This window comes from Gemmatimonadaceae bacterium (assembly GCA_020846935.1).
In the GTDB taxonomy this organism is placed as follows: Bacteria; Gemmatimonadota; Gemmatimonadetes; order Gemmatimonadales; family Gemmatimonadaceae; genus RBC101.
Genome location: JADLCY010000008.1, coordinates 138,258 through 150,597, shown reverse-complemented (window position 1 = coordinate 150,597; position 12,340 = coordinate 138,258). Strand labels below are relative to the sequence as shown.

Genomic DNA, 12,340 nt, shown 5'->3' with positions numbered 1-12,340 from the left:
CTCAGGTCGCGTCGGGCATCGGCACCACGGTCACGTCGCCGTGTCGGAACGTGCGCACGCCGGTGCGGGTGATGCGGAACCGCGCGCCGCAGTTTGGGTCGGGGCACGCGACGTCGGTGTCGGTCGTCATCCAGTCCGCCGCGTGCGTCATTCGCTGCTTGGCCGGAAGCAGCGGGAGCAGCGCGGCGAGCGGATAGAGCGGAAACGTCTGGCCATCGGGAAAGCGAAGGCTCTCGCCCGAGAGCGCAAACCAGTCGCCGGGCCGATGGTTGCACACCATCGCGCGCTCCGTGGCGATCACCTCGATCCGCAGGTCGTAGAGCGTGAACGTGTCGTCAGGCATGTCGACTCTCCTTCCACGGGAACGGCTTGCGCGTATGATAACGCGGTGACGACCCCCATCGAGTTTCGCGGCGGCCTGCTCGGCGCCCTTGCGCCGTTTGGCGTATTCCTCGCCGGCGTGCTCACCCTCGCCGTGCTCGGGGCGCCTGACGAGCGCGGATTCTGGCCGGTGATCCTCGCCGCGCTTGCCGTGGGCCTGGTGATGGCGCGGCGCCCGGATGCCTACGCCGACGCTGTCCTTGCCGGCATGGGGCAACCGATCGTTGCCCTGATGGTGGTGGCGTGGCTGCTCTCGGGCGTGCTTGGCCTGGTGCTCACCGAGTCCGGCGTGGTGCAATCCATCGTGTGGCTCGCGAGTGGAGCTGGCCTGGGTGCGGCCGCGTACGTGGGGCTCGCCTTCGTTGCGTGTGCCGTGGTCTCCACGGCGACCGGTACCTCGTTCGGCACGCTGCTCGTCGCCGGACCGCTGCTCTATCAGGCAGGAGGGCCGCTCGGTGCAGCGCCCGCCGTATTGATGGGAGCGATTCTGGCCGGTTCCACGTGGGGCGACTCCATCTCGCCGGTGTCCGACACCAGCATCGCCAGCGCAGGTTCGCAGCACACCGACGTGCCCGGATCCGTGCGCAGTCGCCTCAAATACGTCGTGCCGGCGGGCCTCGTGGCGCTGGGGGTGAGCATCCTGCTGGCGGCGCTCTCGGCGCCATCGGGCGCGGTGGCGGTTGGCAGCGGTGTGGCCACGGGTTCCTCGCGCGCACTGCCGCTGCTCGCGGTGCCGGTGGCGGTGATCGTGCTGTTGGCACGTCGCCGACACCTGCTGGAGGGATTGCTCGCCGGCATCGTCCTCGCGCTCGTGCTGGCCGTGTCGCTTGGTCTCGTGCCGCTGGAGCGCGTGATGTATGTCGATCGAACGGCGTTCGGCGCGCGCGGGCTCGTGATCGATGGCCTGGGGCGCGGCGTTGGCATCTCCATCTTCACGATCCTGCTCATGGGGCTGGTGGGAGGTGTTCAGGCTTCGGGTGTGCTCGAGCGGCTCACGCGCGCGCTGCAGCACGGCACCGCGGACCCGCGTCGCGCGGAATGGTGGACCGTCGGACTCGTGTCGGCCGCGGTGCTGCTTACCACCCACAGCGTGGTCGCGATGCTGAGCGTGGGCGCCCTGGTTCGCGAAATCGGCCAGAGCGCTGGACTCAGTGCTTATCGTCGGACGAACCTGCTCGACATGACCGTGTGCACCTGGCCCTTCCTCCTGCCGTGGTTCCTGCCCACGATCATTGCGTCCAACGCGAGCGGCGGCGCGGCGGCGCAGGGGATGCCGCGGGTCTCGCCGCTCGCCGCCGGTATGTTCAACACATACGCCTGGGTTCTCGCCGTGACGGTGCCGTTGGTCGTTGCCACGGGCTGGGGGCGCGGCGAGACACGGCTCTCACCCTCTGGAGGTCGCCCGTGAACTGCCGAACCACGATGATCGCCGGCGCCGTGTGCCTGCTCGTCTCCGGCCGCGTCGAGGCCCAGGGGCTCGACCTCTCGCGTTTCCGCATCGTCGACCTCACGCATGCGTTCAACAACCGCACCCTGTACTGGCCCACCTCGCCGTCGGGCTTTCGTCTCGAATCCTTCGCGTTCGGCCCCACGCCCGGTGGATGGTTCTATTCGGCCAACGGGTTCTCCGCGCCGGAGCACGGCGGTACGCATCTCGATGCGCCGATCCATTTCGCGAAGGATGGACTCACCAGCGATCGGATTCCGATCGAGCGCTTTCTGGGGCCCGCGGTGGTGATCGATGTCGGCGCGAGGGCAGCGCGCGACGCGGACTATCGGCTCACCCGGGCCGACGTTCTGGCCTGGGAGCGCACAAACGGCCGAGTGCCGGTGGGAGCGATCGTGGTGCTTCGCACCGGGTGGTCGGCGCGGTGGCCCGACGCTCGGCGCTATCTCGGGGACGACACCCGCGGCGACGCGTCGCGGCTTCACTTTCCCAGCTATGGTGAAGACGCGGCCCGATTGCTCGTGCACGAGCGCAGGGTGTCCGCGTTAGGTGCGGACGTGGCCTCCATCGACTATGGGGCGTCCAGGGACTTCATCGTGCACCAGGTGGCGGCGAGCGCCGGGGTGATCGGGCTGGAGAACCTCGCCAACGTCAACCTGCTGCCCGCAACCGGTGCGACGGTGATCGCGCTGCCAATGAAGATCGAGGGCGGTTCCGGCGGGCCGCTGCGCGCGATCGCCCTCATCCCGCGCCGCTGATCAGTTCGTGCGCGTCGGCGCCGAGGTGAGGCGCATCGCGGCCGCGGCCGCGTCACGGTAGCGCGGGCCGAGCGATGCCACGTCGGTGCGTTGCACCAGCGTTTGTATGCGCGCAATGGTGTCGTCAGGCAGCTCGACGCGCCTGAGCACCAGTTCCAGCAGCAGCTCCGTTGCCCGGCGCGCGACGGCCGCGGCGCGATCGGTCTGACCCATCGCGGACAGCAACTCGGCGTCTGCCTCCAGGAGCTGGCAGTAGAGTGCGAGCCGTTGTGGGTCGGACACCAGGTTCGCCGCCGTGGTGGCATCGACCATCGGCACCATCGCGGCGCCCGGGCCAAGGACTTCACCGATGGTCAGGGCAATCTCCTGCCGCGCGCCGGCGAGGTCGTTCTCTTCGCGGCGTTTGAGGGCGCGGCGGAGCGTGGCGCCAACGGCCTCGATGAGTCGAAGGATGAAGTCGCGCTGGTACAGGGACATGACGGCGCTCCGCGATGATGCAAGCTAGTCGCGGCGTTTGCGGGAAGCAGCGTCGCTTGAGCCTCGTTGCGTTGGTCCTGGGCGGCGTCGCCCTGGCCCGGCGCGGAGGCTGGCGAGACACCTTCGTCGAACAACTGTGGGCAGTCGCACGGGAACGACGAGGATGGACGCGTGCGGAACGGGATGCCGCACCTCCCAAGGCTCAACGTCAACCTCCCGCCGCGCCTGGCGTCGGAGGTGTAGGGCGTCAAGCTCACCCCACTGGTGCGCGCGTTCACTACACGCCTGCGACTTGATCTCCCTACCCGGTGACAGGCCGAACGCTCGATATCAACGGCGACCGGAGGCATGCGGAGCCAGCCGGAAGCCGTCCACTCGATGGAGGTATTGGGCGGCATGTCACCCACGCTTCACGATTCTCTCGGCGAGGCTGGGAGCCCACCGAGCCATCACGGTTGCAGCTTTGGCCTTCCCGAGCTTGACCAGCGGTTGCTCTCGCAGGTACCCACGCCAGAACTCTGTGGCAACCACTTCTGGCGCATGATCTGCTGCATGCGCTCAAGACCGACGCCGCGATTCCGCCGGCGCGCCTCCAGGCCAAGCGATACCTCAACTCGGCGCTGCTTCTCGTGGACAAGGGCAGCGGGCGGAAGTCACGCCGGTGCCAGCCCTTCACGCCGGCGAGAATAGCAATAGCCAGGAGTAAGTTCCACACCTCGTCTCCACGATGAGCGCCCAACGGCGCCGGCTCACCTGCAGCCGAGGGGATGAAAGCCGGCCCGCCCCGAACGACTGTCAGGTGCAGTCGACTGTTAGGTAGCAGCACATGCCAGTACATCGCCGTGAAGCAGTCTCCTGGAGGCATGCTCACGCAAAGAGCGCGACAATCTCTTGGCTGGTTGGCTTCCCTAGCACAAAGGCGTCTAGTTGAGACAACGCCTTCAAACGGGCAAGAGCGTCGACTGCGCCTTCCCATGTGTCCAGAAGCCTCGCGGCATGGACGTAGAGAAGTGGCTCCGCTTTTCTGTACAGCCTAAGGGCGTGAGTTAACGGGATCGGCGAGCGGGGTTAAGCTGCCACGGGGAGTGACAGCGGGAGGAAGTATGCTTCGTCCGGGGTGTGGTCGGCGAGGCTGGAATGGGGACGACGGGAGTTGTAGAGGGTGAGATAGCGCGCGATCCCGGCTTGTGCCGCAGAGACCGAGTCGTACGCGTGCAGATAGACCTCCTCGTACTTGAGAGTCCGCCAGAGGCGCTCGACGAAGATGTTGTCGCGCCAGCACCCGCGCCCATCCATGCTGATCCGGATGTTGTGGTTGAGCAGGAGACCGGTGAACGCGGCACTGGTGAACTGCACGCCCTGGTCGGTGTTGAAGATCTCCGGCCGGCCGTAGCGCGTGATCGCTTCTTGCACGGCCTCGACGCAGAACGCGCTGTCGAGCGTGAGCGAGAGCCGCCAGCTGAGCACCCGTCGGCTGGCCCAGTCCATGACCGCCGCGAGATACACGAAGCCCCGCGCCATCGGGATGTAGGTGATGTCCATCGCCCAGACTTCGTTCGGTCGCGTGATCACGCGCTGCCTGAGCAGGTACGGATACACCGGATGCGCCCGATGACGACGGCTGGTGCCCGGCTGCGGCGCGATCGCGCTGAGCCCCATGGTGCGCATCAGGGTCCCGATCCGGCGGCGGCCCAAACCAGGGTACTCTTTCCTGAGAACGCGCCTGATCCCGCGCGCCCCGAACCACGGCATCTCCAGGTGGACCGCATCGATCCGACGCATCAGGGCGAGATCGAACGCCGACGGTGGTCGCGGCTTGTAGTACACCGCGCCTCGACTGATCCCCAACGCCGCGGCCTGCCGGGCAATCGGCAGCGGGTGAGTCCGGTCGATCATCGCTTGGCGCTCAGCAGGCCGGCCTTGCCGAGCGCGCGTTCTAAAAAATCATTCTCCAGCGCCAGTTCGCCAATCTTGGCGTGGAGCGTGGTCACGTCGATGGGCGGCTCGGTTGAACGGCCGCCGCCACCAAAGACGTCGACGGCACCGCTGAGCAATTGCTCTTTCCAGGCCGTCACCTGGGCGGGGTGGACATCGAATCGTTTCGCCAACTCGGCGATGGTGCCTTCGTGGCGGATCGCCGCGAGGGCGACCTTGGCCTTGAAGGCTGGGGCGTGATTGCGGCGGGTACGTCTGGCCATGATGCGGTCTCCTGACTCAAGGAGCGTAATCTCGCTCGTGGAGCCCGCCGGTCCAGCTATCTCACCTGTTCAGAAATCCGGGACCACTTCTCCCCAGTGCGGCGGCAGCAGCAACCCACTGCTAGGTCGCACCCTAGAACGGCCGCTACGCGCGCCCTACATGTGCCATCGCGCTGTGTACGCCTTGCATGTTCTGTCGATGAAGGCAGCGTACTCAGCATCAACATCGATACCGAGTGCGTTTGGCCGCGGCAGCTCCGGTGGATGAACATTATCGATCCGGACTGGAACAAGCAGTACCGAGTCGTAAGCGGTCAAATGGGTCTGCGCCGACCCTCGCGTCGGCAGCGTCTGAAAAAGCTCAAGTGTCTTCTTCGGCTCCGACGAGCGGTTGCTGCTGATGGCCCAGTTGAACTCGTCAAACAGGCTCTCGTCTCCCGTTGAAAGCCGAGGCAGAACATCTCGGTCGAACTCGTCCTCGCGATCACGATAGAACTTGTGAACCTGGTCGGGGATGTTCAAGACGCGGCCCGAGAGTCCGATGAGAACAGTTGCGATCAGCAGCGCCTCCGGGCGCTCGCCCTGTATCGCAGCGACGACTTTCTTGAGATCGTCAAACCTGTTTGTCCGGTTCCGGTGCGCTGTAATGACGGACTTGTTCTCAACGGCAAGCCGGCACTTGGCCATGTTGGGTTGTCCCTCGGCGCCCGGCTCGCCAACGAAAAGGTCGACGCGGCGCTCTCGGTCGCCGGGTGACGATACGTTCTTCCAGACCTGAACCTTTCCCGACTCGACGTCGGCACGGAACGCTGGGCATGACGCGACAAGGTCGGAGAATATGCCCTGGCTGACGATGTCGGAGTGACCTTCGAGGCGATGGTTGTGATAGCCAGCTTTCTGAATCGCCTCGATGGCAGCGTCAAACGGAGTGGTCAAGCCAGCCGTGCCTCAAGTTGAGTCGAGAGTGAAGGCAGCCCCCTGAGCTTCGCAGCGAAGGACGGTGGAAGCGGAAGCTGCTTCAGCGTATGGCTCTGCATCCTCAAGAATCCCTTGGCGGCGCGCTGGCAGTGAGAGCGCATCCAGTCCCGTGCCTCCGCAGAATTCAGGTATGAGGCTAGCGGCCCCAGATCGCTCGGGTCGACGGGAACGACATAGTAAACTGAATGCCTCGGAACGACTAAGCCGGCCTCGTCAACGACAAAGAACGGAGTCTCCGTGATATCCTTACAAAGCAACTTCGGCCGCAAGATCACATCCAAAGGAAGATTGTCGTGAAAGGCGAACCACTTCTTCCTAGCCGTACAGGTGCGTCGCTCAAGTTGAGCACGTCGACTGGGCTCGTTGAGATATGCCCCCAACACTCCAAGAGATGATTCTGGAAGCAGCCGACCGGTGTCATCGTAGGGCGCAAGCATCACGTGATCACTAGCGATCCCACGGTCCAGCGCAATCTGTCGCCCAGAAAGAGTTGGATGCGCAAAACGAGTGAGCGCGGGGCTAAGCGCAGTTGCGCGCACGACAAAGACCTGGTCCGCGCCGGTGGCTACGCCGCAACTAACGCGCAGTGCTACGTCGCCGAGAACGAGGCCTCGATGGTCGCTTGAGGTGTGGCCTCTGACCGTAGGCAACCAGGAATCGGCTGACTCGAGGCGCACGTCCCGCTCTGTTCCGTCGCGATCTATGACTCGCGTTGGAGCGAGGCTGCCTTCGGCGCTGACGGTCGTAACTAGCGGATAGGTCACGAGCGCGCCAAAGGTGCTTTCGTCCGCGAAGTGGAGCTCGCTCACGTGGCGGGACAGAAGGAGTTTGCGCAGTCCGCGAGCGCTCTCGACGTAGAGATACTTCTCAGGCGTAATGAAGACGAGTCGTCCACCAGTCGCGAGCATCCGCATCGCCTGCTCGAAAAAGAGGACGTATAGGTCGAATCGTCCGCGGGCCGATTCGTAGGCGTGACGAAAATGCGAGCGCTCGACTTGACTCAACTCGAGAATCGAGACGTAGGGCGGATTGCCAACTATTAGTTCGAACCTCTCCGTCGACGGAACTAGGAAATCCGCTTCCCGAATCTCAACTTCGCTCACGTTCGAGAATCGCTGCCGAGCGACGCTCGCGCGGCCCGGATCCAATTCAATGCCAACGATTCGAGGTCTTGAGAGTCGATGGCGCTCACAATAGCGCAGCAGACCCTCGATGAATTCGCCTTCGCCGCAGCCTGGGTCCAGGACGCGCAGGTCTCGGGGATCGGAAACTCCGGCCATGAGCTTCTCGACCAGCCGGTCGACAATGCCTGCCGGTGTTGGTACGAATCCTTTCATGGCAGACAGGCTGGAAGACTGGCTGGCCGAACAGAGGCCGAAATATCTGACTCATCGCCTGAGTACGCAAGGACTTACGGACGGAGTGGAGACGGCTCGCCCGGGGTTGGAAGCGCTCGCCTCGCTCGTGACGACCTGACTCTCTAGTGGGCTGCGGAGGGAGTCTGCCTCCCAGCCACGATAGCACGCGTCGACCAATCCCTTCCCCCGCGCTCGGGCGGAATGATGCGATGGGGACACCGACTCCGCGAGCGGCAGAACCTGGACGAGGCCCGCCGGTAGCCCATCATCCAGCACTCGAAGATCAGGGGCCCCCAGGCGCCGCAACACCATAGAGGCCCACCACATGTCCGGATTCAGCTTCCGCCGCTATCCGGATATGGACGCTTGCGGTGCCGTGATATCCGCTTCGCGGCGGTGCGTATCAGGCAACCACTCCTCGCGGCAATACTCAGGGAATCGGCGGATTGCCCGTGCACAACAATCCAGGCGCGCTTGGCCTGGACTCCTCACCGCGGTCAACCCGATGCCCGGTCCGCAGGGCTCCGAACTCCCAGGCTGCCCCGGTTCAGCACGTGTGTGTGGATCATCGTCGTGCTCACGTCCGTGTGACCCAGGAACTCCTGTGCCGTTCGGATGTCGTAACCATCCTCCAACAGGGTGGGTCGCGAAGGAGTGCCGCAGCGTGTGACAGGTCGCGCGCTTCGCGATGCCGGACCGCAGCACCGCGCCCCGCATCTGCCGCTGAACGGCACTCTCGTGCCAGTGATGGCGGTGCGCCTTCCCCGTAATCGAGTCGAGCCAGGTACGGCGGGCCGGGAACAGCCATTGCCAGGCAAGGTCCGTAGCCCAACCGGGTGCCTTACGAGACAGAGGCGCCGGGCAAAGGCGCGGCGCCGCCCCGCGCGCCAGGTCCGCAGAGTGCAGGGCTCGCAGACGCGCAAGCTGTGCCTCCAGCAGCGTGCGCGGCGTCGGGCAGCATGGTCACTCGGTCCCTGCCACCCTTCCCGCGGCGCACTCGGATCTCTCTGCGCTCGAGCTCCACATCCTTCACCCACAGCTGAAGGCACTCCATCAGGCGCAAACCGCCCCCGTACAGCAGCGACGCCACCAGTCGCCGCTCTCCCTCCATCACGCCGAGCAGGCGCCGGACGTCTTCGCGTGACAACACCGCCGGGAGTCGCGGAGGGCCGGTCGAGCGCAACACTCTGCGCAGGTCAGCCACCTCGCGTCGCAGCACGACCCGATACAGGAAGTTGAGCGCGCTCACGCCTGCATCTGAATGGGTCGCGCAAGCTTCCCTTCGGCCGCGAGGTATGTGAGGAACGCCACCATGTGTTCCTCACCAAGCTCAGCGGGGTGGCGCAGCCCATGATGGCGCACGTAACGCTTGACCCACTGCACGTGTACGCGGACTCCGTTCGGAGACTTATGTGCCGTGCCCGCAAGGCGGCGCGAACGTCGTCGAGCAACCGGCGACGCGGAACGGTCTCCCGGGAACGGACAACTTCACAATCTCACCCCACCCTCGCCTCAGTGCGGGATCGAATCGGCCCAGTTCGAATCACCCCCTCGCCGAAGACTCGGCTGGGCCATGCCGCACACCCCACGGAGCTGAGACATCCCCGGCACCCTCACGCACGCCGCCGCCACCGCCGCGAAGCGGCTAGCTTCTCGTCATGCGAACCCGACGCACGCCGCCAACAGCCACACCGGCGCAGGTGGTCGCGGATCTCATTCGCGCCGAGAACGAGCAGGATCGAGCACTCGCCGATCGACACCTTGCCGCTGGATTCTCCGGCATCACGCGCTCCGCCGGGTTCGAAGAGTCACGCCCGCAGATCCTCCAGACGATCGCTGCACCAAAGAATCCGGACCTGGTGCGAACACTCACCGTCGACCACGTGTGGAGCGACGAAGACGCCGGCCTGGCCGTGGTAAGGAGCCTCGTCACCACGGAGCGACGCAGCGCCCCGGGTGTACCCGACGGCGCCTACCGCAACGTGCACGTGCTGGTGCACGAAGACGGCGCCTGGAAATGCGTTCACTGGCAGGCGACGCGGCTGCTCCCGCAGGCCTAACGAGGCCCGGAGTCTGGCTCGGCCGCCCCCGGGCGCCGAGGCGGCTGACGAGCGGAACACAAGGACACGACGACCTCAGGTCCCGCGTGGCTTCACGCGACGCGTAGGTTCGGCGGCCAGGGGATCGTCGGGCCAGGGATGCCGCGGATACCGGCCCCGCATGTCCTTGCGCACGTCGAAATACGACGTGCGCCAGAACCCGGCGAGGTCCTGCGTCACCTGCAACGGACGATGCGCCGGCGACAGGAGGTGCAGCGTGACGGGGACACGCCCGTCGAGCACGCGAGGCGTGTCGCGCACACCAAACATCTCCTGCAGGCGTACGCGCACCACGGGTGCATGCGCATCGCCGTAGTCGATCGGGAGCCGTGACCCGGTTGGCGCCGTGAAGTGCGTTGGCGCCAGCACGTCCAGCCGCGCGCGCTGTGCCCAATCCAGCCGCGACAGCAGCAGGCCACCCACATCCAGCTCGGCACGTTGCTGTCTGGTGCGCACGGTCGTGAGGTGCGGCAGGAGCCACGCCTCCGCCGACTGGACCAGCGCAGCGTCGCTCACGTCGGGCCAGTCGGGCATGTGCACGTGAACGCAGGCGAGGCGGGCACGTAGCGCGACGGCAGCGTCACTCCAGTCAAGAATACCGAGGCCTCGCGACCCTAACGCGTCGCGCCAGGCCTGCAGCACCAGCGCATCGTCGGGTCGTGCAATAGTCCGCTCCCGAAGCACGATCGCGCCGAGTGTTTCCCGGCGCGTGGCGCGAACCACACCTTCGCCCTCATCCCAGCGCACGTCGTCGCGCGCGGCGACGTGTCCGGCGAAGTCGGCGAGGACGTCGTCGAGCGAGATGGCAGCGGCCGTGTACACCGCGCTCTCCGGCGATCGACCATCGGTCTCCACGGCCACGATCCAGGGCTCGCGGGCGAGAGCGGGCGAATCGCGGAAGGTCGCGCCCGCGCCGCTCCGCATGAGAAAGCGCGACGCATCACCAGGCCGGCGCTGGGCGACGCGGTCGGGATACGCGAGCGCCACGATCCGGCCGAGCGCGTCATCGTCCGTCCAGTCCACCGCACGCGGCACGGCAAGTTCACGTCGCCAGGCGAGCGCCCCTTCGGCCGCGCGAGCCAGGGCATCGTGGTTGACGCGCATCCCCGCCACGTCCTGCGCCACGCGCTCGCGCCGACGGGCGTGCCGCACCAGCTCCACGCGAGGGCGCAAGTCGGCATCATGCGCCCCGGCGTCCTGGCGCAGCACGTCACGCTCCTCCAGCAGTCCGGCAAGGTCGCATGCGAGGGCCGCCTCACCTCGATCATTCGAGCGCACCAGCATGTGGGCCAGCCGCGGGTGCGTGCCAAGAGACGCCATCCTGCGTCCATGCGCCGTCACGCGATGGTCGGCATCGAGCGCGTCGAGCTCGCGCAGGAGCGCACGTGCCCGCGCCAGCGCGCCGGCAGGAGGCAGGTCGAGCCACGGCAGATCGGCCACGTGCGTGACGCCTGCATTGGCGAGTTCGAGAGCCAGCGGGGCAAGGTCGGCCTCGAGAATCTCCGGCGTGGCATGGGCCAGGAGATGTGCGTGTTCTCCGGCCGCCCACAGGCGATAGCACGCGCCGGGCGCAAGTCGTCCGGCGCGCCCGGCCCGCTGCTCCGCCGATGCGCGCGAGACGCGCACCGTTTCGAGGCGCGTCATGCCCGTGCGTGGCGAAAAGCGCGGAACACGCGACAAACCACCATCCACCACCACACGCACACCTTCGATCGTCAGGCTCGATTCGGCGATCGACGTGGACAGCACCACCTTGCGACGCCCGTTAGGCGATGGTGCGAGCGCGCGGTCCTGTTGATCGAACGTGAGGTTGCCGTAGAGAGCATGCAGTTCGGCGGGGACCGCTGCGGATTCCAGCAATTCGAGAGTGCGCGCGATTTCGCCCTGCCCGGGGAGGAACGCGAGGACATCACCTTCGGTCTCGCGCAGCGCCCGCTGGATCGCCGCGGCCATCGCGGGCTCGATGCGTTGATCTGGACGGCGGCCGACCCACGTCACGTGCACGGGATGACGTCGTCCCTCGCTGGTGATCACCGCGGCGTCGCCGAGCAGTCGCGCCACGGGCTCGCCGTCGAGCGTGGCCGACATCACCACGATGCGCAGGTCATCGCGTACGAGCTGCTGCGCGTGGCGCGTGAGGGCGAGCCCGAGGTCGGCATGCAGTGATCGCTCGTGGAACTCGTCGAAGATCACGACGCCAACACCGTCGAGCGCGGGGTCGCTGGCGAGCATGCGGGTGAGCACGCCCTCCGTCACCACTTCGATGCGCGTGCGTGACGAGACCCGCGTGTCGCGGCGCACCCGGTACCCGATGGTTTCACCCACCGACTCGCCGAGTTGGCTCGCCATGCGGCGCGCCGCCGCACGGGCGGCGAGCCGCCGCGGCTCGAGCATCACGATGCGGCCCGTGCCCAGCCATGGAGCGCCGAGCAGCGCGAGCGGGACGAGTGTGGTCTTGCCCGCCCCCGGCGGGGCCTGCAGGACCGCATTGCGCCCGAGCGCCAGCGCGCGCTGCAACTCGGGGATGACCTGACGAACGGGTAGCTCGGTCACGGCGACGGGAACGAGGTCGCACGCATGTTAGCGGTTCGATGCGCGCAATGCGTGCGGTTCGGGCGCGGCGTAAGTTGCGAGATCGTCATCG

General features: G+C 66.5%; 9 protein-coding genes and 1 pseudogene. 3 read left to right on the top strand and 7 right to left on the bottom strand.

Features of this window, described 5'->3' with window-relative positions; genetic code table 11:
* Position 1 precedes the first annotated feature (1 nt).
* A complete protein-coding gene (locus tag IT361_10120) occupies positions 2-343 on the bottom strand; it encodes a TIGR04076 family protein (GenBank protein MCC6318034.1) in 342 nt (113 codons plus the stop codon).
* Between the two features lie 45 nt (positions 344-388).
* On the opposite strand from IT361_10120, the gene IT361_10115 reads away from it, so the two are divergent.
* Both IT361_10115 and IT361_10110 read left to right on the top strand, forming a co-directional pair.
* On the top strand, positions 389-1,789 hold the full coding sequence (locus IT361_10115; GenBank protein MCC6318033.1) for a hypothetical protein: 1,401 nt from the start codon (positions 389-391) through the stop codon (positions 1,787-1,789).
* A gap of 14 nt (positions 1,790-1,803) precedes the next feature.
* The gene (locus tag IT361_10110; GenBank protein MCC6318032.1) at positions 1,804-2,586 is read left to right on the top strand and encodes a cyclase family protein; all 783 of its coding nucleotides are present in this window, start codon (positions 1,804-1,806) and stop codon (positions 2,584-2,586) included.
* Here the strand turns inward: IT361_10110 and IT361_10105 are convergent, their stop codons facing one another.
* From IT361_10105 to IT361_10085, 5 genes and pseudogenes are all read right to left on the bottom strand, one after another.
* On the bottom strand, positions 2,587-3,063 hold the full coding sequence (locus IT361_10105) for a hypothetical protein (GenBank protein MCC6318031.1): 477 nt from the start codon (positions 3,061-3,063) through the stop codon (positions 2,587-2,589).
* Between the two features lie 1,068 nt (positions 3,064-4,131).
* Positions 4,132-5,261 (bottom strand): IS3 family transposase gene (locus IT361_10100; protein ID MCC6318030.1). Its coding sequence is split into 2 segments (ribosomal slippage): positions 4,132-5,000 and positions 5,000-5,261, totalling 1,131 coding nucleotides; the frame shifts between segments, so codons are not numbered across the junction.
* A gap of 156 nt (positions 5,262-5,417) precedes the next feature.
* Positions 5,418-6,197, bottom strand: a complete 780-nt coding sequence (locus IT361_10095; protein ID MCC6318029.1) for a hypothetical protein — start codon at positions 6,195-6,197, stop codon at positions 5,418-5,420.
* Entirely contained in the window at positions 6,194-7,576 is a 1,383-nt protein-coding gene (locus tag IT361_10090; protein ID MCC6318028.1) for an Eco57I restriction-modification methylase domain-containing protein, read from the bottom strand. Before IT361_10090 ends, IT361_10095 begins: the two co-directional genes overlap by 4 nt.
* A 518-nt stretch (positions 7,577-8,094) precedes the next feature.
* Positions 8,095-9,048, bottom strand: a pseudogene (locus IT361_10085) (integron integrase).
* 207 nt (positions 9,049-9,255) lie between these two features.
* Between IT361_10085 and IT361_10080 the strand changes: the two are divergent.
* Positions 9,256-9,657, top strand: a complete 402-nt coding sequence (locus IT361_10080) for a nuclear transport factor 2 family protein (GenBank protein ID MCC6318027.1) — start codon at positions 9,256-9,258, stop codon at positions 9,655-9,657.
* A 75-nt stretch (positions 9,658-9,732) separates the two neighbouring features.
* Here IT361_10080 and hrpB read toward each other — a convergent pair whose 3' ends face one another.
* Positions 9,733-12,249: an ATP-dependent helicase HrpB gene (gene hrpB / locus IT361_10075; protein ID MCC6318026.1), complete on the bottom strand. Its 2,517-nt coding sequence runs from the start codon at positions 12,247-12,249 to the stop codon at positions 9,733-9,735.
* Positions 12,250-12,340 lie beyond the last annotated feature (91 nt).

Coding starts and splice junctions, on each gene's coding strand:
- IT361_10120 (MCC6318034.1), bottom strand. CDS start 343: ATGCCTGACGACACGTTCACGCTCTACGACCTGCGGATCGAGGTGATC.
- IT361_10110 (MCC6318032.1), top strand. CDS start 1,804: ATGATCGCCGGCGCCGTGTGCCTGCTCGTCTCCGGCCGCGTCGAGGCC.
- IT361_10105 (MCC6318031.1), bottom strand. CDS start 3,063: ATGTCCCTGTACCAGCGCGACTTCATCCTTCGACTCATCGAGGCCGTT.
- IT361_10090 (MCC6318028.1), bottom strand. CDS start 7,576: ATGAAAGGATTCGTACCAACACCGGCAGGCATTGTCGACCGGCTGGTC.
- IT361_10080 (MCC6318027.1), top strand. CDS start 9,256: ATGCGAACCCGACGCACGCCGCCAACAGCCACACCGGCGCAGGTGGTC.